This is a genomic window from Nocardia sichangensis, from assembly GCF_047200615.1.
GTDB classification, from domain to species: domain Bacteria; phylum Actinomycetota; class Actinomycetes; order Mycobacteriales; family Mycobacteriaceae; genus Nocardia; species Nocardia sichangensis.
Map to the genome: position 1 here is coordinate 183,891 of NZ_JBJZOK010000016.1, position 21,084 is coordinate 204,974.

At 67.7% G+C, this 21,084-nt stretch carries 20 protein-coding genes; 10 read left to right on the forward strand and 10 right to left on the reverse strand.

Annotated features, from left to right (window positions below; translation table 11 throughout):
* The first annotated feature begins 201 nt into the window (after window positions 1–201).
* The 5 genes from ACL03I_RS22780 to ACL03I_RS22800 all read left to right on the forward strand — a co-directional run bounded on the left by ACL03I_RS22780 (window position 202) and on the right by ACL03I_RS22800 (window position 5,519).
* Window positions 202–1,104, forward strand: coding sequence for a L,D-transpeptidase (locus tag ACL03I_RS22780; RefSeq protein WP_379249588.1), 903 nt, complete (start codon window positions 202–204; stop codon window positions 1,102–1,104).
* 165 nt (window positions 1,105–1,269) lie between these two features.
* The gene (locus ACL03I_RS22785; protein ID WP_356963207.1) at window positions 1,270–2,199 is read left to right on the forward strand and encodes a carbohydrate ABC transporter permease; all 930 of its coding nucleotides are present in this window, start codon (window positions 1,270–1,272) and stop codon (window positions 2,197–2,199) included.
* Window positions 2,200–2,270: 71 nt separating this feature from the next.
* Window positions 2,271–3,062 (forward strand): carbohydrate ABC transporter permease, encoded by a 792-nt coding sequence (locus ACL03I_RS22790; protein ID WP_355078969.1) that lies wholly within the window; start codon window positions 2,271–2,273, stop codon window positions 3,060–3,062.
* A 19-nt stretch (window positions 3,063–3,081) separates the two neighbouring features.
* On the forward strand, window positions 3,082–4,410 hold the full coding sequence (locus ACL03I_RS22795) for an ABC transporter substrate-binding protein (protein ID WP_355078851.1): 1,329 nt from the start codon (window positions 3,082–3,084) through the stop codon (window positions 4,408–4,410).
* A 26-nt stretch (window positions 4,411–4,436) separates the two neighbouring features.
* On the forward strand, window positions 4,437–5,519 hold the full coding sequence (locus tag ACL03I_RS22800) for an ABC transporter ATP-binding protein (RefSeq protein ID WP_355078850.1): 1,083 nt from the start codon (window positions 4,437–4,439) through the stop codon (window positions 5,517–5,519).
* Between the two features lie 49 nt (window positions 5,520–5,568).
* Here ACL03I_RS22800 and ACL03I_RS22805 read toward each other — a convergent pair whose 3' ends face one another.
* The 3 genes from ACL03I_RS22805 to ACL03I_RS22815 all read right to left on the reverse strand — a co-directional run bounded on the left by ACL03I_RS22805 (window position 5,569) and on the right by ACL03I_RS22815 (window position 8,946).
* Window positions 5,569–7,587 (reverse strand): M13 family metallopeptidase, encoded by a 2,019-nt coding sequence (locus ACL03I_RS22805; RefSeq protein ID WP_412806910.1) that lies wholly within the window; start codon window positions 7,585–7,587, stop codon window positions 5,569–5,571.
* Window positions 7,588–7,709: 122 nt separating this feature from the next.
* Complete coding sequence (locus ACL03I_RS22810) at window positions 7,710–8,084, reverse strand: DUF397 domain-containing protein (RefSeq protein ID WP_412806911.1); 375 nt, start codon at window positions 8,082–8,084, stop codon at window positions 7,710–7,712.
* A 10-nt stretch (window positions 8,085–8,094) separates the two neighbouring features.
* A complete protein-coding gene (locus ACL03I_RS22815) occupies window positions 8,095–8,946 on the reverse strand; it encodes a Scr1 family TA system antitoxin-like transcriptional regulator (protein WP_355078847.1) in 852 nt (283 codons plus the stop codon).
* A gap of 134 nt (window positions 8,947–9,080) precedes the next feature.
* Between ACL03I_RS22815 and ACL03I_RS22820 the strand changes: the two genes are divergently transcribed.
* The gene (locus ACL03I_RS22820) at window positions 9,081–9,605 is read left to right on the forward strand and encodes a hypothetical protein (RefSeq protein ID WP_355078846.1); all 525 of its coding nucleotides are present in this window, start codon (window positions 9,081–9,083) and stop codon (window positions 9,603–9,605) included.
* On the opposite strand, the gene ACL03I_RS22825 is transcribed toward ACL03I_RS22820, so the two are convergent.
* Complete coding sequence (locus ACL03I_RS22825) at window positions 9,574–10,077, reverse strand: DUF4190 domain-containing protein (RefSeq protein WP_355078845.1); 504 nt, start codon at window positions 10,075–10,077, stop codon at window positions 9,574–9,576. The genes ACL03I_RS22820 and ACL03I_RS22825 overlap by 32 nt on opposite strands.
* Before the next feature lie 113 nt (window positions 10,078–10,190).
* Window positions 10,191–10,979: a pirin family protein gene (locus ACL03I_RS22830; RefSeq protein WP_412806918.1), complete on the reverse strand. Its 789-nt coding sequence runs from the start codon at window positions 10,977–10,979 to the stop codon at window positions 10,191–10,193.
* 235 nt (window positions 10,980–11,214) lie between these two features.
* Here ACL03I_RS22830 and ACL03I_RS22835 point away from each other — a divergent pair, with 235 nt between their 5' ends.
* The gene (locus ACL03I_RS22835) at window positions 11,215–11,679 is read left to right on the forward strand and encodes an NUDIX domain-containing protein (protein WP_355078844.1); all 465 of its coding nucleotides are present in this window, start codon (window positions 11,215–11,217) and stop codon (window positions 11,677–11,679) included.
* 62 nt (window positions 11,680–11,741) lie between these two features.
* On the forward strand, window positions 11,742–13,091 hold the full coding sequence (locus ACL03I_RS22840; protein WP_379249605.1) for an MFS transporter: 1,350 nt from the start codon (window positions 11,742–11,744) through the stop codon (window positions 13,089–13,091).
* On the opposite strand, the gene ACL03I_RS22845 is transcribed toward ACL03I_RS22840, so the two are convergent.
* Entirely contained in the window at window positions 13,084–13,554 is a 471-nt protein-coding gene (locus tag ACL03I_RS22845; RefSeq protein ID WP_355078843.1) for a hypothetical protein, read from the reverse strand. The genes ACL03I_RS22840 and ACL03I_RS22845 overlap by 8 nt on opposite strands.
* Before the next feature lie 242 nt (window positions 13,555–13,796).
* Here ACL03I_RS22845 and ACL03I_RS22850 point away from each other — a divergent pair, with 242 nt between their 5' ends.
* Complete coding sequence (locus ACL03I_RS22850) at window positions 13,797–15,482, forward strand: DUF4185 domain-containing protein (RefSeq protein ID WP_412806912.1); 1,686 nt, start codon at window positions 13,797–13,799, stop codon at window positions 15,480–15,482.
* Here ACL03I_RS22850 and ACL03I_RS22855 read toward each other — a convergent pair.
* From ACL03I_RS22855 to ACL03I_RS22865, 3 genes are read right to left on the reverse strand one after another with little or no spacing between them, the layout of a single operon-like run.
* Window positions 15,452–16,309 carry a 5-oxoprolinase subunit C family protein gene (locus ACL03I_RS22855; protein ID WP_355078841.1) on the reverse strand — a complete coding sequence of 286 codons (858 nt, stop codon included), beginning with the start codon at window positions 16,307–16,309 and terminating at the stop codon, window positions 15,452–15,454. The two genes, ACL03I_RS22850 and ACL03I_RS22855, sit on opposite strands and share 31 nt — an antisense overlap.
* Window positions 16,306–17,013, reverse strand: coding sequence for a 5-oxoprolinase subunit B family protein (locus ACL03I_RS22860; RefSeq protein ID WP_355078840.1), 708 nt, complete (start codon window positions 17,011–17,013; stop codon window positions 16,306–16,308). Before ACL03I_RS22860 ends, ACL03I_RS22855 begins: the two co-directional genes overlap by 4 nt.
* A gap of 9 nt (window positions 17,014–17,022) precedes the next feature.
* A complete protein-coding gene (locus tag ACL03I_RS22865) occupies window positions 17,023–17,778 on the reverse strand; it encodes a LamB/YcsF family protein (protein ID WP_364434330.1) in 756 nt (251 codons plus the stop codon).
* A gap of 139 nt (window positions 17,779–17,917) precedes the next feature.
* Here ACL03I_RS22865 and ACL03I_RS22870 point away from each other — a divergent pair, with 139 nt between their 5' ends.
* Entirely contained in the window at window positions 17,918–18,733 is an 816-nt protein-coding gene (locus tag ACL03I_RS22870) for a hypothetical protein (RefSeq protein WP_364434333.1), read from the forward strand.
* 5 nt (window positions 18,734–18,738) lie between these two features.
* Here the strand turns inward: ACL03I_RS22870 and ACL03I_RS22875 are convergent, their stop codons facing one another.
* The gene (locus ACL03I_RS22875) at window positions 18,739–20,199 is read right to left on the reverse strand and encodes a CCA tRNA nucleotidyltransferase (RefSeq protein WP_379249615.1); all 1,461 of its coding nucleotides are present in this window, start codon (window positions 20,197–20,199) and stop codon (window positions 18,739–18,741) included.
* Between the last annotated feature and the right edge of the window lie 885 nt (window positions 20,200–21,084).

Consider the following 21,084-nt stretch of genomic DNA (forward strand, 5'->3'; position numbering starts at 1 on the left):
TGTGACCCATGCCACAACAAGCACTGGTGCTGCATCAATCTGAAACGCGGGTGGATACGACGCGCGTCCGGACGGTAGGAATGGACGACGGGTCGGGCCGTCGATACCAGTGGGGCGCTCTTCTGGCTCCGCGCTGAAATGAAGAAATCTCGCTACGCGCGCGTTCGCGTGCGCGCGAGAGATGGAATGGACGAGAAACCTATGCATGCCGCTTTGCACACCGGGTCGTCGCCTGCTCCCCGCAAGGGAGCGCGGCTAGCCCGCCGGATGCGCGAGGGCGTCCTGCTGTCGGCCGCGATCGCGGCAGCCGGTGTTCTGCTCGTCGCGCCCGCTCAGGCCGAACCGCTTCCTCCGGGGATCGGCACCGGCTCGGCCGCCGCCGCCACCGAGCCCGAGCCGCAGGCGAACTTCGCTCCGCCCTCGATCAACATCGCCGACGGCGAGGTCGTCGGCGTCGCGCAGCCGATCATCATCACCTTCAAGGAACCGGTGGCCGATCACGCCGCCGCCGAGAAGGCCATCAAGATCACCGCCTCGAAGTCAGCGCCGGGACACTTCTACTGGCGCGGCGACAAGCAGGTGCGCTGGCGGCCGGACGAGTTCTGGCCGGACAACACCGACGTGCAGGTGCAGGCGGGCGGCACCACCAGCTCGTTCCGCATCGGCGACGCCTTCGTGACCACCGCCGACGACGAGACGCACACCATCACCATCACCCGCAACGGCGAGGTGGTGAAGGAGATGCCCACCTCGATGGGCAAGCCCAAGCACGAGACGCCGAACGGCACCTACATCGTCGGCGAGCAGCTGCGCAAGATGACCATGGACTCGTCGACCTACGGCGTTCCGGTCACCGACCCCGAGGGCTACAAGCTCGAGGTCGAGTACGCGACCCGCATCTCCAACAGCGGCATCTTCGTGCACGCCGCGCCGTGGTCGGTCGCCCAGCAGGGCGTCTCCAACGCCAGCCACGGCTGCCTGAACGTCAGCACCGAGGACGCCAAGTGGTTCTTCGAGAACGCGCGCCGCGGCGACCCGGTGATCGTGCAGAACACCCAGGGCGGCACGCTCAGCGCAAGTGACGGCCTGGGGGACTGGAACTAAGTTGCGGTAACCCGCAGCGGCGCGAAGCCGAACATTACGATCAATTGCTCGAAGTAGCCGATCGTAGTGTTCGGCTTTTGCTCTACTTGGCCCGTGCGCGAGAAGTTCAGCGCGACGGCGGGCGATCGTAACCGGCTGTTTGCTCCGGTCCGTAGAGTCACCGCCGTGCGTACCAGGCCGGAGCGAGTACTGCCGCAGCCACCGGGACGCGGTCTGCGCCACCGTCCTTGGCGGGACTACGCCCTGTTCCTGGTCTTGGTGCTGCCGAATCTCGCGCTCCTGGCGCTGTTCGTCTACCGGCCGCTGATCGACAACATCCGGCTGTCGCTGTTCGACTGGAACATCTCCGATCCGGTCGCCACATTCGTCGGTTTCGACAACTACCGCGAATGGTGGAGCAGGCCGGATTCCTGGGACATCGTCACCAACACCGTGGTGTTCACCCTCGCGGCGGTGGCGGGCAGCATGGTGCTCGGACTGGCGCTGGCGCTGCTGCTGGATCGGAAGCTGTTCGGCCGCAACGTGGTCCGCTCGGCGATCTTCGCGCCGTTCGTCATCTCCGGCGCCGCCATCGGCGTAGCTTTCCAGTTCATCTTCGATCCGAGCTTCGGCCTGATCCAGGACGCACTGCATCGGCTCGGCGTGCACGACGTGCCGGACTTCTACCAGAATCCGCGGTGGGCGCTGTTCATGGTGACGGTGACCTACATCTGGAAGAACCTCGGCTATACCTTCGTCATCTATCTGGCGGCGCTGCAAGGCATCCGGACCGATCTGATGGAAGCCGCGCAGATCGACGGCGCGAGCTCCTGGACGACGTTCACCAAGGTCTTGCTGCCGCAGTTGCGGCCGACCACCTTCTTCCTGTCCATCACGGTGCTGCTGAATTCGTTGCAGGTCTTCGACATCATCAACGTGATGACCCGCGGCGGCCCGCTCGGCACCGGCACGACGACCATGGTCTACCAGGTCTACCAGGAGTCCTTTCGCAATTTCCGGGCCGGCTACGGCGCGACCGTGGCCACCGTCATGTTCCTGGTGCTGCTCGTGGTGACGCTGGTTCAGGTGCGGGTCATGGATCGGGGACAGCAGTGAAAGACGTGGGCGTGCAGACGCTTTCCTATCGGCGCAGGCAGCGGGCGGTGACTCTACTCGGCTACGCGGCGATGGCATGCGTGCTGATCATCGTCGGCGTCCCGCTGTTCTGGATCTTCATCACCTCGTTCAAGGCGAGGCCCGACATCTACGTGCAGCCCGCCGTGTACTGGCCGCACAGCTGGCACCCGGAGAACTACCGGGAGGCCACCACGACGCTGCCGTTCTGGACCTTCCTGCGCAATTCGCTGATCGTCACCGGCGTCGTCTCCGCGGTGAAGTTCGTGCTCGGCGTATTCAGCGCGTACGGCTTGGTGTTCCTGCGTTTTCCGGGCAAGACGGTGGTATTCCTGGTGATCATCGCGGCGCTGATGGTGCCCAACCAGATCACGGTGATCTCCAACTACGCGCTGATCGCTCAGCTCGGCTGGCGGAACACTTTCCAGGGCATCATCGTTCCGCTCTGCGGCGTCGCCTTCGGCACCTTCCTCATGCGCAATCACTTCCTCTCGCTGCCCTCGGAAGTGATCGAGGCGGCGCGGATGGACGGCGCGAACTGGTGGCGGTTGCTCACCAGGGTGGTGCTGCCGATGTCCGGGCCGACCATGGTCGCCTTCGCGGTCGTGACGCTGGTCAACGAATGGAATGAATACCTCTGGCCCTTCCTGATGGCCGACGACACGACGGTCGCCACCTTGCCGGTCGGCCTGACCTTGTTGCAGAACACCGAGAACCCGAGCGTCACCAATTGGGGACCGGTCATGGCGGGAACTCTGCTGACCATGCTGCCGATCCTCGTGGTCTTCCTGGTGCTGCAACGCCACATGATCAAAGGCCTCACCTCCGGTGCGGTCAAGGGTTAACCGATCAAGGAGAAACCACGTGTCCACTGCACAGTTCCCGGCGCTGACCCGGCGCGGATTCCTCGGACTGACCGGCGCGCTCACGGCGGGAGCGGCGCTGACCGCGTGCGCGGGCACCGGAGGCGGCGGCAAACAGTCCGGCGACGCCAAGACGCTCACCTTCTGGTCCAACCACCCGGGCACTTCGAAGGAGCTCGAGACCGAACTCATCCGTCGCTTCCACGAGAAGTACCCCGACCTGACGGTGAACCTGGTCGACGCGGGCAAGAACTACGAAGAGGTGTCGCAGAAGTTCAACGCGGCGCTGTCGGGCGGGGATCTGCCGGACATCGTGGTGCTCTCCGACGTCTGGTGGTTCAACTACGCGCTGAACGGCACCATCGAACCGCTCGACGGCCACTTCGCCGACGCGGGCGTGCGGCTGGACGACTACGTCGACTCCCTGGTCGCCGACTACCAGTTCAACGGCAAGCACTACGCACTGCCCTACGCCCGCTCGACCCCGCTGTTCTACTACAACAAGGACGTATGGAACCGGGCCGGCCTGCCCGACCGCGGCCCGCAGAGCTGGCAGGAGTTCGACGAGTGGGGCCCGAAGCTGCAGGAGGTCGTCGGCGAGGGCAAGCTCGCGCACGGCTGGGGTGACGCCAAGAACTATCTCGCCTGGACCTTTCAGGGCCCGAACTGGACCTTCGGCGGCGCGTACTCGGACAAGTGGACGCTGAAGTTCAACGACCCCGGCACCATCGCGGCGGGCACGTTCCTGCGCACCATGATCAACGCCAAGAGGTACGCGGGCATCAAGCCGCAGATCGCGGTGGACTTCGGCACCGGAGTGATCGCCTCCACCATCGCCTCGACCGGCGACCTGCGCGGCATCCAGAAGAACGCCGAGGGCAAGCTGACTTTCGGCACCGCCTTCCTCCCGCATCCGAACGGACCCGGCGTCACCACCGGCGGTGCGGGCCTGGCGATTCCGGCGCGCATCTCCGACGAGCGAAAGGTGAACGCGCTGAAGTTCATCGAGTTCGTCACCAACGCGCAGAACACCGCGTACTTCTCGCAGGGCACGGGCTACATGCCGGTGCGCAAGTCGGCCGTGAACGACCAGAGCGAGCAGGACTTCCTCGCGAAGAACCCCAACTCGAAAGTCGCGATCGATCAGCTGCCGTTGACCAAGTCGCAGGACTACGCCCGGGTGTTCGTACCGGGCGGCGACCAGATCATCGGCACCGGCTTGGAGCAGATCGGTCTGCAGAACGCCGACGTGGCCGCCACGTTCGCGAACGTCACCAGTCAGCTGCAAGCGATCATCGATCGGCAGATCACGCCGAAGCTGCCGAAGTAGCGCTCGCCCCGAGGAGACCGACAAGCATGGCCACCGTGCAGTTCGAAGGCGTCACGCACCGGTATCCCGGCGCGCAGACGCCTGCCGTCGACCAGCTCGAACTCGACATCGCCGACGGTGAGTTCGTCGTGCTCGTCGGTCCGTCGGGATGCGGCAAGTCGACCAGTCTGCGCATGCTCGCGGGCCTGGAATCCGTTGCCCAAGGGCGCATCCTGATCGGCGGCAAGGACGTCACCGGATTGCCGCCGCGGGCACGGGACGTGGCGATGGTGTTCCAGAGCTACGCGCTGTATCCCAATATGACCGTCGCGCAGAACATGGGCTTCGCCCTGCGCAACGCGGGCGTGAACAAGGCCGACACGCTGGTGCGCGTCCGCGAGGCGGCGAAGATGCTCGAGCTCGAGCACCTGCTCGACCGCAAGCCCGCCCGGCTGTCCGGCGGGCAGCGGCAGCGCGTCGCCATGGGGCGGGCCATCGTTCGGCGTCCCCAGGTGTTCTGCATGGACGAGCCGCTGTCGAACCTGGACGCGAAACTGCGGGTGAGCACGCGCTCGCAGATCGCGGCCTTGCAGAAACGACTCGGCACCACCACGGTGTACGTCACCCACGACCAAGTAGAGGCGATGACCATGGGTGATCGGGTGGCGGTGCTGCGCGAAGGCAAGTTGCAGCAGATCGCCGCGCCGCGCGTGCTCTACGACGATCCGGTGAATACCTTCGTGGCGGGATTCATCGGCTCACCGGGCATGAACCTGCTGGAAGCGCCGGTGCGCGACGGCGCGGCGGTGCTCGGCGACCTACGAATACCGCTGCCGCCCGCCGCGAGATCTCGCGCCCGGGTGGTAGTCGGGGTACGGCCCGAGTCCTGGGAGGTCACCGCGGAGCCCGCCGACGGCCTGGCGGTGGACGCCGAACTGCTGGAAGAACTCGGCGCGGAGTCGTTCGTCTACAGCCACGGCATCGCCGAGGACTGGAACAGCCGCTCCGGGAAGGTCGTCGCGCGCGTCGACCGCCGCTTCCAGGTGCGGCTCGGTGACCGGTTGTATCTTCGGCCCAGACCGGAGGACGTCTTCTTCTTCGACGCGGGGACGGAGGACCGCCTGCGCTGACCACTCGCGCGGCCGAGACGGTCCAGTCGGACCGCCTCGGCTCGAGGAACTACCAGATTTTCACGCGCTCAGCGGGTTCCAGGTACAGCGCGTCGCCGGGTTTGACATCGAACGCCTCATGGAAGCTGTCGATATTGCGCACCACCGCATTGCAGCGGAACTCCGCCGGCGAGTGCGGGTCGGTGGCGAGGCGGCGGATCGCCTCCTCCGTCCGTGCTTTCGTGCGCCACACCTGCGCCCACCCGTAGAACACCCGTTGCAGGCCGGTGAGCCCGTCGATCTCCGGCGCCGCGGCATCGCCCAGCGAGATCTTGTACGCCTGCAGCGCGATGGACAGACCGCCGAGGTCGCCGATGTTCTCGCCGATGGTGAACTGCCCGTTCACCGTGTGCTCGTCCGGCAGGTCCTTGGGGGAGAGCACGTCGTACTGCTCGATCAGCGCTCGCGTCCGCTCACCGAATTCGGCCCGGTCCTCGTCGGTCCACCAATCCACCATGTTGCCGTCGCCGTCGTACTTCGCGCCTTGGTCGTCGAAGCCGTGCCCGATCTCGTGACCGATCACCGCGCCGATGCCGCCGTAGTTGGCCGCGTCGTCGGCATTCATGTCGAAGAACGGCGGCTGGAGGATGGCGGCCGGGAAGACGATCTCGTTCATGCCCGGGTTGTAGTAGGCGTTCACCGTCTGCGGGGTCATGAACCATTCGTCGCGGTCGACCGGACCGCCGAGCTTGTTCAGATCCCGATCGTGTTCGGCCGCGTAGCCCCTGCGGTAGTTGCCGACCAGATCGGCCGGATCGATCACCACGCCCGAGTAGTCCCGCCACTTGTCCGGATAGCCGATCTTCGGGGTGAACTTCTCCAGCTTCGCCAGCGCGGCGATCCGGGTGCCCTGGCCCATCCACTCCAGCTCGGCGATATTGCGGCGGTAGGCCTCCCGCAGATTGGCCACCAGCTCGACCATGCGGGCCTTGGCCTGCGGCGGGAAATGTTCGGCCACATAGATCTTGCCGACCGCCTCGCCGAGCAGGTCTTGCACCAGCCCGACGCCGCGCTTCCAGCGCTCCCGGTTCTCCTCCGCGCCGGTGAGCGTGCGGCCGTAGAAGTCGAAGTTCTCCTCGACCACCGCGTCGGTCAAATACGGCGCCCGCGCGCGGAGCACCCGCCAAGCCGCCCACGCCTGCCAGTCGGCGAGCGGCTCGTCGGCCCACAGCCGCGCGAACGCGCGCAGGTAGTCCGGCTGGCGGACCACCACCTCGGCGAACAGCTCGGCTCCTGCCGCGTCGACGCCCTCGGCCAGCGCGGCCGTCCACGCGGACCAGTCGAACTCGGGGTTGTCCGCGGCCAGCGCGTCGAAGGTGGTCAGGTTGTACCTGAGTTCGGCGTCCCTGCGGCGCACCACATCCCAGTGCCCGGCGGCCAGTTTCCGCTCCAGCTCGAAGACCCGTGCGCCGACGGTGTCGAGTTCTTCCGGGAGCAGTCCGGCGACCTGCGGGTCGGCGGCGGCCAGGGCGAACATGCGGTCGATGTGCGCGATGTACTTCGCGCGGATCTCGGCGAACTCGTCCTGCCGGTAGTACGACTCGTCGGGCAGGCCGATGCCGGACTGGGTGGCGTGCGCCAGATAGCGGTTGGAGTCCTTGTCGTCGGTGTCGACGAAAACGGCGACGGCGCCCCCGACGCCGGTGCGCTGCAACCGGCCGAGCAGCGAAGCGAAAGTACCCTTGTCGCCGACCTCCGCGATCGCGGCGAGTTCGGCGGCGATCGGCGCGAGCCCGGCGGCGGCCACCGCGTCGGTGTCCATGAAGCTGGAGTAGAGGTCACCGATCTTGCGGGTCTCGCTGCCCGGTTCGGCGTCGCTCGCCGCGGCATTCTGGATGATTGCCTGCACGTCCAGCTCCGCCTGGTCGTACAGCGCGCGGAAGGCGCCGTCCACGGCCCGGTCGGCGGGGATCTGGTGGTCTGCCAGCCATTTGCCGTTGACGTGCGCGAACAAGTCGTCCTGCACCCGCACGTCCTCGTCGAGGTAGGACAGATCGATACCGGAAGGACGGGTCAGTTCGGAAGTCACGGTGTCCAGTATGCCGACAAGCGCGTGCGTCGGCCGTGCGCGACGACCTCGAACCGTCTTTCCTGGTCTGTTCGCCCACGTCGATGTAGGGAACGCGCGGAGCGTGCGAGTCCTATGGGAAGTCAGGCGGGCAAGACGACACGATCGAATTCGCCGTCGTGCGCGCCCAGCAGGAAGGCGTCCCACTCCTCCGTTGTGTAGGTGAGGGTGACTTCGCCGTGGCGCAGTGTGGTGTGGCCGTCGGCGGCGGGGTGCGCGCTCAATTCGCCATCCGATCGCCCGCGGATGCGTACCGCGTCGAGGAACGCGGTCCATTCGGCTGCGGTGACGGTGATGACGGGCTCTTCGGCATGGCGGTTTGCCGGGTCGCGGCGATATTTGCTGTCACGGATGAGCACCGCATCACCATCGAACCGGACCTCGACGCATTGGTTGCCATTGTTCGATCTGGTCGATGTGAACCAGCCGGTGCGTACCGGCCGTGCGGTGATGGCCATGGGCAGGATTTTACACGCGGGAATAGCGCCTGATCAGGGCCAATGACTCCACTCTCGACAAGGATTGGTCCACCGCGCGCAGGTAGGCGAAGCGTAGATCGCGGACCAGATCCGGGTCCTCGACGGCCCCGCCGAACACCGCGCTCTCCACCCAGCCGAAGGTCGGCAGCTGTTCGCCCGCGAAGTCGATGAGGTGGAAACTGGATCCGCCGAGCACCGCGCCGGCGGTGGCCGCGAACGGGATCACGCGCACCTCGACGGTGTCGAGTTCCTCGATCAGGTCGGCCAGATAGTCCAACTGCCCGCGCAGCACGTCCGGACCTCCGGTCTGCTGTAGCAGCGTGCCCTCGCCGAAGACGGCGGTGAGTTCCACCGGGTCCGCGCCGCGCAGCCGCTCTTGGCGCCGCATCCGGATCGCCACCAGCTGTTCGACCTGGACCGGCCGGATCATCACGTCGGCGCTGATCAGCGCGCGAGCGTAGTCCTCGGTCTGCAACAGACCCGGCACGACGAGGCTGTCGTAGCTGCGGATGCTCTGGGCGCCGGATTCCATGCCGTACAGCCGTTGCAGCTCGGGTCCGATCAATGCCGAGGACTTCGCCCACCAGCCACGCTGCTTGCTGGCCTCCAGCAGGGCCAGCAATTCCACGCGCTCCTCGGCTTCCACGTCGAGCAGTTCGAGCACCGGACCGATGGTCTTGGTGGTCAGTACCCGCCTGCCCTTCTCCACGTGCGACCAGTTGGCCGGGGTGAAGCCCACCTGTCTGGCGAAACCCGCGGAGTCGAACCCACGCTGTTCCCGCAGTTCACGCAGCCGCAGCACCAGCTCCCAGCGGGCAACGGTAGGCGAGACGGGTGCCATGTGTCGGGATGCTACGCCGACTCGGACGCGCGGGGCGGTGACTATTGTCAAGCATCTTGCCCGCGACTAGGGTCGAGACAGCGATCGATTCTTCCGAGCACGCGTCCCACCACTGCGAGGCGAGGTTGTTCGTCATGGGTACATCGCGCATCGAATCGGGCAGGCATCTCGCGTCCACGGATTTCCCGTCGATCCAGGACGCGTTCGCTCGCTGCCGTCGCTATCGCGGCGACCACGGGCTGTACGGACTCGTGGACCCGATCCTTGGTCGCATCATGCTGGAAGTCGGCTCGGTCGGAGCGGTCGTGATGCCCGCGGAGTTCGGCCGCCGGGTGCTCGAGCGGCTCGCCGCCGGTCCCGAACCTCGGCCCGGCCCGGTCATCGCGCATCCACGCGCGTGCCGCTGGACCTTCCTGACCGGCCCCACCGACAACTCGTATCTGGACACCGGGCTGTTCGCCGACCTCTTCCGGATCTGCGCGTCGATCGCACTGCCGGGCAGCCACATCGTTCTGCCGTCGCCCGCCGACGAGCACGGCGGCTACCGAACCTGGGTCGTGGCGCCGGACGGCGACTTTCGCCGCGACTTCGCCGAGGTGATCGCCACGACCCGGGCGTGCGCCTCGGCTACCGGGGCGTCGGCGCGGATGGCGGAGTGAGGGTGACGCTGTACTTGTCCTGCAGCTTCTGATTCCACTCGCGCTCGCACTGCTCGATCTTGGACTGATCGTTGTTCGCTTTGTTCACGCAGTCCACGAAGTCCTTGCCGCCCGAGTTGATGAAGAAGTTGTAACCCACGACGGTGAGCAGCACTGCGCCGACGATGCCGAGCGCGCCGAGGACGATGCCGGTGATCGCCATGCCCATACCCCCCGCGGTGCCCGCGCGGGCCTTGAACACCGCGACGATGCCCAGGATGACCGCGAAGATGCCGCACAGATAGCCGCCGATGATCGTCCAGAAGAACAGCAATGCGAGGATGCCGAGCACCAGCGCGGTGATCGCCAGGCCGCGGCCCTTCGGCGATTCCTGCCAGTAGTCGGGCCGGCCCGGATACTGGCCGCCCGGCGGCTGTGGGTATTGCCCCGGCGGCGGGTACTGACCGGGCGGCGGGGGCGGATATTGCGACATGGACTTCCTCTCCGTCGGTGCCTCGCGATGCTCGGTCCGGACGAGGTGGTCCGGGGTGCGCGGCGGTCGCCTACTGATCGCGCTTCCCGAGGACGGATGTTAATGCGAACCGGCTACTGGGCGCCGAGCCGCGCGTGCATCTCCCAGATCAGAACTTCCGACGGCTGCCGCGCCACCACGCGTTGGCCACCTGACCTGGTCAAACGCACCGCGTCCCCCTTATACAACGGGCCGACCCCCTCCATGTCCACCTCCCCGCGCGCTACGAACAAGTGCAGGTATGGCGCATCGGGTAGGTCGATCACTTGCTCGGCGCCCGGCTCCGCGCTCGTCATGCGCGCCACGTGCAGCGCCGAATGGCTGCTGTTGATGGCGATCGCGGTGCGATCGCGGTAGCGGGGCAGGCCCGAGGCGACCGTGACCAGACCACCTCCCGCGAGTTCGTCGTCGATTTCGAGCTGCTCGTAGCCCGGGGTCAGCCCGGGCTCGTCGGGCACCACCCACATCTGCACGAAATGCACCGGCTGCTCGTGTTCGGGAATGCGGCCGTCCAGACGCCACGAGTCGTTCTTCTCCGAATGCAGGATGCCGGTGCCCGCGCTCATGCGCTGGGCCAGGCCCGGGTAGATGACACCGCTGTGGCCGAGGGAATCCTGATGCACCAGGCTGCCACCGAGCACCCAGGTGACGATCTCCATGTCCCGATGCGGGTGGGTGTCGAATCCCAGCCCGGGGGACACGATGTCCTCGTTGTTGACCAGCAGCAAGCCGTGGTGGGTGTTGTCGGGATCGTAATGTTCCCCGAAGGAGAACGAATGCTTCGAATCCAGCCAGGAGACCCGCGTCTTCATGCGGTCGCCGCCACGGTGGACATCGATGTGTGGTGTCGTGAGTGTGGACATCATGGTCCTCCTCTCGGGACCGTGCACCGATCGCCATTCAGGGTAGGAGCACTTCCGCCGCGGTACTCCGCATTCCTAGTAAATTGTGCCGCACTCGGCATTTTACGCGAGCGACCGGAAGGTGAACGGCAGGCGAGCAGAACCAACCGGTACGTCGAAACGTCGGGCCACCTCGTCGGATATCCCGGCCCGGCCCCGATTGCCAAGCGTCACAACGACAACCGGAGGTAGCGACGTGCTGGACCCCGATGACCTCGCCCTGATCGAACAGCAACTCCGCAGCGAAGCACACCGGGATGGCATCGCGCATTTCGTGGTCGGCGTCGCCGTGTTCCGCGAAGGCAGGCTTCTGGTGGTGCGCCGCGTCGCCGACGACTATCACGGCGGTATGTACGAACTGCCCGGCGGTGGCGTCGAAACCGGCGAGACATTCGCCGAGTGCGTCGAACGAGAATTGCTGGAGGAAACAGGGCTGCGGATGCGCGCGGTCCTCGACTTCCTCGGTGGATTCGATTACGCCACCCGTACCAAGTCGAAAGTGCGGAAATACAGCTTCGTCGTGGAGGCGGAACCCGGCGATGTCGCCCTCGCGCCGGGCGAGCACGACGCGTTCGCCTGGATCGACGCGGGCACGCTCGACGAGCTGCCGATGGCGCCGGACATGCGCGCGACGGTGAGCACGCTGGTCGACCGGGTCTGAGACGCTGTCGGCGCCGACGCGCGTGGTGCGGCGTGGTCGGCGAACACAGTACGCTCGCGAACGTGTCGACTGGTCACGCCGAAGGCCTCACTCCCGCAGAGCAACGGCCGGGTGGACTGCGCGCAACACTTCGGCAGAGCCCGGGCGTGTCGCGGCTGGCCGTGGTGCGTTTCGCAGGGCAATTCGGCGACGGGATGTTCCAGGCGGCCCTGTCCGGCGCGATTCTGTTCAACCCCGAACGGCAGACCGATCCGCTGGCCATCGCGGCGGGCTTCGCGGTGCTGCTGCTGCCATATTCGCTGATCGGGCCGTACGCGGGCGCACTGCTGGATCGCTGGGACCGGCGCACCGTGCTGCTGGTCGCCAACGTGCTGCGCGCGGTGCTGATCGCGCTGGTCAGCGCAGGGCTGCTGGCCGGGGCCGGCGAGACGCCGCTGCTGTTGCTGGCTTTGGCGGTGGTGGGCGTCAGCCGATTCGTGCTCGCGGGCGTCTCGGCCGCGCTGCCGCGCGTACTGCCGCAGGCGTGGCTGGTGCCGATGAACTCGGTGCTGGCCACAGTGGCCTCCGGGTGCGCTGGTGCCGGTGCGGCCGTCGCGGTGGGTGTGATCGGACTGATCGGGGCGGGAGACTTCGCCTCGGCGGTCGCGGTGGCGATCAGCGGTATCGGGTCGCTGCTGGGCGCGGCGCTGGCGGCGGGGTTCCGGCCGCGCGTGCTCGGCCCGGCGCCCGGCGCGGCGAAGGGCGACAACACCGTGCACGCGATCGCTACCGGTCTGCGTACCGGGGCCACGGCGGTGTGGGAATCGAAAGCGGTCACGACGGCGATGCTGGGCATCGGCACCCATCGGATCGTCTTCGGCATGAATACGCTGATCATGGTGCTGGTGCTGCGCCAGACCCCGGTGGACGGCTCCGGGCTCAGTGGTGGCCTGGTCGGTTTCGGCGTCACGATCGCCGCCACCGCGGCGGGCATGCTGGTAGCCGCCGTCGTCGCGCCGCTGCTCATTCCGCGGCTGGGCCGCGCGCGCACCGTGGTGGCCGGTCTGATCACCGCGATGCTGGTGCAACTCACGCTGGTCACGCCGATCGCGTTCGCCGACTCGGGCGCCGCGGTGGAGCGTGCGCACGAACTCCTCTTGATCGGTGCGTTCCTGCTGGGACTCGCCGGGCAGACGATCAAGCTGACCGGTGACGCGACCATGCAGATAGACATCGACGACGCCCGCCGCGGCCAGGTGTTCGCGTTGCAGGACACGGTGTTCAATGTCGCGTTCGTGCTGGCGATCGTGATCGCGGCCCTGATCATTCCGAACGACGGCCGATCGGCGATCGTGGTGCTGGCCGGCGCCGCCATCTACGCCGCGGGGATCGTGGCCATCGCGCTGAACACGCGCCGCCGCGCGGTCAGCTGAGCAGCGGATCGTCGCCCGGGTCGCGCCGGTCGCGGTTCAGGTGTGCGAGGTGCTCGGGCAACGCGTCGTCCTCCGAACGATCGGCATCCCGCCGCGAATCCGATAGTCGTGCTTCGCCGAGCAGACGATCCGGCGCCTCCGTGTCCGTGCGCACGCTCCAGTCCAGCGGCTCGCTCGCCGTATCGCCGGGTAGGCCGGTGATCTGATGGTTCCACGTGCCGAGGCCGGTGGGATCGGTGAAGAAATGGTCGAGCACGCCGTCGTCGTCCAGATCCAGCGCGGCGATATCGGCGCGGCCCGAACCAGCCGAATCCCACAGCGCGTCATCGGCGATGCCGTCTCCGTCGAAGTCCAGCCGCACCGCGTCGGCCGCGCCCGTGTCGCCGAGTTCCAGGTCGGCCTCGCTCGTCCAGACGTGCACGACTCCGTCACCGGTGCCGAACACGTACTCGATCTCGTTCATATGTCCTTGGACGCACGCGGCCCGGCGCCGGTTCCATTGCGCGGGTCTTTTTCGATTCGCCGTCCCCGTTCCCAGCGGTTGTTCCGGTAAGTTGGCTCGTCAGCAACCGACCGACAGGAGACAACACGACATGGGTTCTCCGGTGCACGACCCCGATGCGGTACGAGAACTGCTGAGCGCGTGGGAGGCTCGGTCCGCCACCGGACATCCGATCGCCTGACGAGCGCGGCCGGGCCGACCTGATGCGCGCATCCGGAAGCAAATCGCCTTGTGTACCCGCCTTGTTCGGCGCACTGCTCGCCGGCGTCCTCACCGTACCGACGCCCACCGCGCAGGCCGCACCGTTTCCGTGGGCGCCGCCGCCGGTCAACAGTTGCGGTGAAGTCGGTTTCGACCCGCTCAACCGCGAACCCGATCCCGCGCAGCCTCCGCCGCCACCGCTGCCGCCGCAGATCGACATTCCCGTCCCGATCCCGGAACTCACTCCGGTCCCCGTGCCCGACCCACCGCACGACAACACACGGATCGTCCCGGATCCGCTGCCGGAGAATCCGTGTGAAAACCCGTGCCCGGACATCAGGGACTACCCCGCACATCCCGAGCCCGATCCCGATCCCAGCCCGACGCCCGAGACGGGCACCGACGAGAAACCCGGCTCCTCCGGCTCGTCATCCGGATCCGGTTCGGGCAGCGGTTCCGGCTCCGGTTCGAACGATGACTCCGGTTCTTCCTCCGGTTCCGGGTCGCCGGTCAAACTGCCGCGCATCGAATTCAAGCCGGAGACCGAGCCGATACCGGTCCCGGTTCCCGGAGGGCCCGGTGAGGAGCCACAGCCAGCTCCGCCACAGGTCGTACATCCGGCCGAACCCGGCCCGCTCGCGGCGCCGGTGGCCGCGCCGACGGTCGAGTCGGTCCAGCTGGTCGGCCAGGTGACCGGACACGGCTCGGAGAACCGCACCGACATGCGCTGGCAGGTCGACGGCACCGATCTCGGCCTCATGTGGGAGACGACGCCCGGCGAGATCGCCGTGGTTTTCGGCGACACCTTCGGCAAAGGCTGGGGTGTCGGCGGCGCGGGCAACGACGACCAGGACTGGCGCAGCAACGTCATCGGTTTCAGCACCGACCGCGATCTGTCCGACGGCCTGACGCTGGACTCCTTCGCGCAGGACAGCCGCTGCCACGCCGCTGAGATCCTGGGCAGCCGCAAGATCAAGAACTGGGAGACCACCACCATCCCGACCTCCGGGTTCGCCATCGGGAATCGGCAGTATCTCAGCTACATGTCGGTGAACAGATGGAGCCGCATACCGGGTCTGTGGTGGACCAACTACGGCGGCCTCGCCTATTCCGACGACCGCGGGCGCACCTGGAAGAAAGACCAGCACGCCAAGTGGGAGAACCTGTTCGGGCTCGGCAAGTTCCAGGTCGCGGCGATGGTGCCGCAGGGCGATTACGTCTACATGTTCGGCACACCCAACGGACGCATCGGCACGATCGCGCTGGCGCGTGTGCCGAAGCACCAGGTGCTGAACAAGTCCGCGTATCAGTATTGGGTGGGCGGCACCTGGGCGCCTGCCGCCGAGAACGAGGCCACCCCGTTGGTGCTCGGCATCGCCAGCGAGCTCTCGGTGCGCTACGACCGGAAGACCGAGCAGTGGCAGATGGTGTACCTGGATTCGGCCCGGGGCGCGATCGTGCTGCGTACCGCGGCGAGCCCGCAGGGTGCGTGGACGGACGCGATCCCGCTGGTGTCCACCGCCGACTACCCGAAGTCCTACGGCGGGTTCATCCATCCGTGGTCGACCGGGGAGGACCTGTACTTCATGCTCTCGGCGTGGGACAGCTACAACGTGTACCTGATGCACGCCCGGCTCCAGCCGGGAGCGAACCGGGGTCAGCCCGCCCGCACGAACCGCACGGGTTGACCGGGCCGCGTCTGCGCGATGGCGTCGACGTCGGCGTCGACGACCACCGCGACCACCGGATATCCGCCGGTGACCGGGTGATCGGCCAGGAAGACGACCGGTTGTCCGCTCGGCGGCACCTGGATCGAGCCGAGCGCCATGCCTTCGGTCGGCAGTTCGCGGGTGACCTTCCTGGTCAGCGCCGGGCCGGTGCGACGTTCCAATCGGGCGCCGATCCGGTCGGTGTCGGGGGAGATCTCCCACTCGCCCGCGAACAAGGCCGTGGCGTCGGCGAACCAATCGTCGCGCGGACCGAGCACGGCGCGCACGGTGACGACGTCCGCGGGTAACTCGGCGACAGGGGCGAAGTCCACGACCGGGATCGTGTGCGGAGAAGATCCGACCGGGAGGCGATCACCTTTCCGCAGCGGTTCCGGCCCCAAACCAGACATGGTGTCGCGGCTACGGGAACCGAGCGTCTCCGGCACGTCGATGCCGCCGCGCACCGCGACATAGCTGCGGAGCCCGACCGACGCGTAGCCCAGCCGCAGCGCCTGTCCCGGTTCGAGTTCCAGCACGCTCGCGTGACCAACGGGCCTGCCGTCGACGGTAGCGGGGGCCGGAGCACCCGTCACCGCCAGCATGACGTGCTCCTCGGCGTGCAGCGCGAGGCCACCGAGCAGCACTTCGATCGCCGCATGCCCCTCCGGGTTGCCGACCAACCGATTGGCCAGTCGCAGCGACCCGCGATCCGCCGCCCCCGCGGGCCCGACACCGGAATCGAACCAGCCCGGCCGCCCGAGATCCTGGATGGTCGCCAGCGGACCGACCGCTTCGACGACGATCATCCGCCGTCCCTCGCGTCGAGGAATCGAACCGTGGCGCCCGCGCGGATCAACGCGGGCGGGTCGCGCTCGACATCCCACATCCTGAGGTCGGTGGTCCCGATCAGCTGCCACCCCCCGGGCGTGCTCCGCGGATACACCGCACTGTATCCACCGGCAAGGGCGACGGCGCCCGCCGGAATCGATGTACGCGCCTGCGCTCTGCGCGCGACGGACAACCGTCCGTCAGGCGATTCCAGGTAGCCGAAGCCCGGCGCGAATCCGACGAATGCACACCGCCACACCGTCCCGGTGTGCGCGGCGATCACTTCCGCGGTCGTGACGTCCAGCATCCTGGCCACGTCGTCGAGGTCGGCGCCGTCGTAGCGCACCGGAATCGACACTGGTTCGACGCGGAGAGCTTTGTCTGCCGATGTTCCACGGGAAACAGCGGCCGACCGCTCGGCGTTCAAGGTGACCAAGAGCGTGGTCAGCGACCGGTGCACCGCTTCCGCGGCGCGCGGTGAATCGAGCGTCAGAAGTACGGTTTCCGCGGCCGGAAGGAAGTCCTGCACGCCGGGTATCGGACGCTCCCGCAGCGCGGTGACGAGCTCCACCACCGTGTCTCGCCGAGGGGGAGTGATCAGCAACGCCCGATCACCCGCCGACCGGATCGCTTCCTCGGCCGCTTTCCGCTGCGCGTGCGTCACCGCGCCCGTCGTCTTCATCTCGCGGCCTCAGCCGAACGACTCCACCGGCACCCCGACTTCGTCCAGCGCGGTGCGGATGTGCCGGGCCATCTCCACCGCCGCGGGCGAATCGCCGTGCACGCAGATACTCGCGGCGTGCACCGCGACCTCGCCGGATCCATCGGCAGTGCGCGTGGCTCCCGACTTGGCGATCGAGATCGCTTGAGCCACCGCGTCCTGCGGCCCCAATACCGCCCCCGGCGTGCCGCGCGGTGCCAGCGAGCCATCGGGGGTGTACGCGCGGTCGGCGAATCCTTCTCCGACGAAGCGCACCCCGGCAGCCTCCGCGGCCGACTCCAACTGCGTTCCGGCGGGGCCGAGCAGGGCCAGCCGCGGGTCGTACTCCGCCATCGCGGCCAGCACCGCATCGGCCAGCTTCCGATCGCGCGCGGCCGAGTGATAGAGGGCCCCATGCGGTTTCACGTAGCGCACCCGGTCTCCTGCGGCCTTCGCGAAAGCGTCGAGGCCGCCGATCTGATACAGCACCTCGTCGCGCAGCTCACCGGGCGCGACGGCGATCTCGCGCCGACCGAAACCGGCCAGATCGCGATAACCCACATGGGCGCCGATCCGCACTCCCTTCTCCACCGCGAGCCCACAGGTCCTGCGCATGATCGCGGGGTCACCCGCGTGGAATCCGCAGGCGATGTTCGCGCTGGTGACGATGTCGAGCATGGCGGCGTCGTCGCCCATCGTCCACGGCCCGAAGCCCTCGCCGAGATCACTGTTCAGATCCAGCGCCATGTGCGTCCTCCCAGCGGTGTGTGACCGGCCTTTCGATTCTCGTGCTCGAGCGTTCACCCAGGCAAGGACGGCCGATCCGCGCGACCTGGGTCACAGCGCACGAGTCCGGGGCCCCGGGCCAAGTACGCTCGATCCAATCATGGCCACGTATTTCGATCCGAAGTCCTGGTCGCCGCTTCGGGCCGTCGATCTCGGAAAGCGCCTGTTCGATCAGTCCTGGCTGGAGCAGTGGGTCACGCTCAGCACGGCCTGGATGGATCCGGTCGCCGACCTCGGCGCGGGCACCGTCACAGCGCTGCTGCCGGACGTGCTGATGACCATGCTCAGCGAGGGCATCCTGAGCCGGTTCGGCGGACAGGAGGTCAGCGCGACCCTGCTCGGTCACAACCTGCACGCCACCTTGCAAGTGCTGAAGGTGCGCCGTCGCGGCGCGCACTTCCAGACCAAGACCGTGCTGTCGCGGCTGCGCTGGGACGATCACCCGATCGAGTCCGTGACGGTGATCGCGCACGGCGTCCGCCTGATTCCGGGCGTGCCGACGAAGGTGCGCACCGCCCGGCTCGACCTCATCGGCACCGTCACCACGGCGGCGCTGGTCGGATGGCTCAACACCCAGCCGCTGGACTGGGACTTGGACGTGCACTCCGGCGGGCTGATCCGAGCAAGGCACCGCAGACGACTGGTCACCGCCCTGGTGGACGCGTCGGTCACGGACAACCGCCTGGACATCGCGGTACGGCGAGTGACCTGGCTCGGCTTCCGCGTTCCGCGCCGCATGATCGACGTCCCCGTTCTGCCGCTGGAGCACCTGCCCGAGAACGCGCGGATCGTACGCGCCCAACGGGAAGGCGACCTGATCCGCTTCCGCGTCGAACTGCCGGAAATCGCCGGGTCCTTCGACCTCGCCCAGATGCGCTCGGCGATCCTGGCCGGCACCACCCTGATCGTCTTCTGACCTGCTCAGGCCTGCGTCTTCCACCATTCGAGCAGCGCCGCCTCGGCTTCGTCCCGGCTGAGCGGGCCGTGGTCCAAGCGCAGTTCCTTCAGATGGCGCCAGGCCCGGCCCACCTCGGGGCCCGGGGGCAGGCCGAGCAGCTCCATGATCGCGTTGCCATCCAGGTCCGGGCGGACCTTGGCCAGATCCTCCTGCTCCCGCAACCGCTCGATCCGCGTTTCCAGTTCGTCGTAGGTGGCGCGCAGCGCGGCGGCCCTGCGCTTGTTGCGAGTGGTGCAGTCGGCCCGGACCAACTTGTGCAGGCGGGGGAGCAGCTCGGCGGCGTCGGTGACGTAGCGACGGACCGCGGAGTCGGTCCACTGGCCCTTGCCGTAACCGTGGAAGCGCAGGTGCAGGAAGACCAGCCGGGCGACGTCCTCGGTGAATTGCTTCGGGTACTTCAGCGCGCGCATCCGTTTGCGCACCATCTTCGCGCCGACCACCTCGTGGTGGTGGAAGCTGACGCCACCGCCCGGCTCGTTGCGCTTGGTGTCGGGCTTGCCGATGTCGTGCAGCAGCGCGGCCCAGCGCAGCACCAGGTCGGGGTCGCCCTCCTCCTGATCGATGGCCTGTTCGAGCACGGTGAGCGAATGCCAGTAGACGTCCTTGTGCTGGTGGTGCTCGTCGATCTCCAGCTTCATCGCGGGCACCTCGGGAAGCACCCGCTGCGCCAGCCCGGTCTCACACATGACGTTGATGCCGTCGATCGGATGCGCCCCGCCGATCAGCTTGTCCAGCTCCACCCGCACCCGCTCGGCGGTGATGCGGTCGATCTGGTCGGCCATCTCGGTGATCGCCGCACGGACGCGGGGATGCGGCTCGAACCCCAGCTGGGAGACGAACCGCGCGGCGCGCAGCATCCGCAACGGATCATCGTTGAACGAATCCTCCGGCGCGGCAGGCGTGTCCAGCACGCCGTCGAGCAGCGCGGTCATGCCGTCGAGCGGATCGACGAACTCCAGCGCGCCGTCCGCGCCGATCCGCACCGCCATCGCGTTCACCGTGAAGTCGCGGCGGACCAGGTCTTCCTCGAGCGAGTCGCCGAAGGTCACCTCCGGGTTGCGGGACACCCGGTCATAGCTGTCGGCGCGGAACGTGGTGATCTCCAGTTGCTGCCGGTCCTTGGCCGCGCTGACCGTGCCGAACGCCAGGCCCCCGGTGTCCCACAGATGGTCCGCCCATCCGCGCAAGATGTCCTGCACCGCGTCCGGCCGCGCGTCGGTGGTGAAATCCAGGTCGGTCCCCAGCCTGCCGAGCACCGCGTCCCGCACGCTGCCACCCACCAGGTACAACTCGTGCCCCCGGGCCGCGAACATCTCGCCCAGCGGCGTCAGCACATCCGACAGCCCCCCGAGCGTCACCGCCGCGGCGGCCAGCAATCGGGTACGTCTATCCAGCACAGCGTCCTTGGACTTCGGCGCAACCACGAATGAGCAGCTTACCGAGCCGCGCCAACGGTTATCGCAGCCAAGTCCGCCGCGGCAGCCCAGATATATAAGGACACCGACATCAACCCAGCCAGCGGCGCCCGCACACCCGTCAGCCACTCACCGAATCCGCTCCGTGCACCGAACCAGTTCGAGCCGAGACGCCGGTACCTCCAAGCCACAGGCCTGCGGTGACCGCCGATCGCTCGGAGGCGCGTGCACCGAACCACGAAGGTCCGGGCAGAACGAAGCCCGGCATCCGCCTGCGGCGGAGCGACCCGAACAACCACGAACGCACACATCGACCAGCCAACACATCCACGACGCATCACCAGCACCAATCGACATGCGCCCAGCACTACACACCGAGGTCCGGATACTTATCAGCGCCCCGGCGCACCTCGACCACGACCTTCGAGCGCAGCGAGACCGAGCATCCGTCGTTCGCGGCCCGGCTCCCGCCCAGGTGACCGCCTCGAAGTCGCCAGCGGCCGTCACCCGCACGAAGGCCGCGGACACACGGCTCGAAGTCGCGGCCGAACAAATACCGTCCTGAACCGAGCATCCGCCGATCACCGCCCGTGCCGAGCAGAACGACCGTCAAAACCACGTCGAACCACACCGTGCCGACCGATCCGACACCCGGCCGCCCCACTCGCCCACACCCGGTCCGCGCTCCGGCACCTACGCGCCCAGCGCACCCTGACCACGACTTTCGAGCGAAGCGAGACCGAGCATCCGTCGTTCGCGGCCCGGCTCGCGTTTGCGCGGCCGCCGCGTACGCGACGAAGGAGCAAGCGGCGGGCGCGCCCAACCCCCCCCCCAAGCGGGCCCGGCCAACCCCCGCCCCCCGCGGGGGGAGAAGAAAAAACAACGGTTGGCCGG

Bases quoted from the DNA above. Each gene is read 5' to 3' on its own strand.
- ACL03I_RS22790 (WP_355078969.1), top strand. From the start codon at position 2,271: ATGGCATGCGTGCTGATCATCGTCGGCGTCCCGCTGTTCTGGATCTTC.
- ACL03I_RS22820 (WP_355078846.1), top strand. From the start codon at position 9,081: ATGGGTACATCGCGCATCGAATCGGGCAGGCATCTCGCGTCCACGGAT.
- ACL03I_RS22860 (WP_355078840.1), bottom strand. From the start codon at position 17,013: ATGAAGACGACGGGCGCGGTGACGCACGCGCAGCGGAAAGCGGCCGAG.
- ACL03I_RS22810 (WP_412806911.1), bottom strand. From the start codon at position 8,084: ATGGCCATCACCGCACGGCCGGTACGCACCGGCTGGTTCACATCGACC.
- ACL03I_RS22825 (WP_355078845.1), bottom strand. From the start codon at position 10,077: ATGTCGCAATATCCGCCCCCGCCGCCCGGTCAGTACCCGCCGCCGGGG.
- ACL03I_RS22865 (WP_364434330.1), bottom strand. From the start codon at position 17,778: ATGGCGCTGGATCTGAACAGTGATCTCGGCGAGGGCTTCGGGCCGTGG.
- ACL03I_RS22815 (WP_355078847.1), bottom strand. From the start codon at position 8,946: ATGGCACCCGTCTCGCCTACCGTTGCCCGCTGGGAGCTGGTGCTGCGG.
- ACL03I_RS22855 (WP_355078841.1), bottom strand. From the start codon at position 16,309: ATGATCGTCGTCGAAGCGGTCGGTCCGCTGGCGACCATCCAGGATCTC.
- ACL03I_RS22830 (WP_412806918.1), bottom strand. From the start codon at position 10,979: ATGTCCACACTCACGACACCACACATCGATGTCCACCGTGGCGGCGAC.
- ACL03I_RS22800 (WP_355078850.1), top strand. From the start codon at position 4,437: ATGGCCACCGTGCAGTTCGAAGGCGTCACGCACCGGTATCCCGGCGCG.
- ACL03I_RS22780 (WP_379249588.1), top strand. From the start codon at position 202: ATGCATGCCGCTTTGCACACCGGGTCGTCGCCTGCTCCCCGCAAGGGA.
- ACL03I_RS22850 (WP_412806912.1), top strand. From the start codon at position 13,797: ATGCGCGCATCCGGAAGCAAATCGCCTTGTGTACCCGCCTTGTTCGGC.
- ACL03I_RS22870 (WP_364434333.1), top strand. From the start codon at position 17,918: ATGGCCACGTATTTCGATCCGAAGTCCTGGTCGCCGCTTCGGGCCGTC.
- ACL03I_RS22845 (WP_355078843.1), bottom strand. From the start codon at position 13,554: ATGAACGAGATCGAGTACGTGTTCGGCACCGGTGACGGAGTCGTGCAC.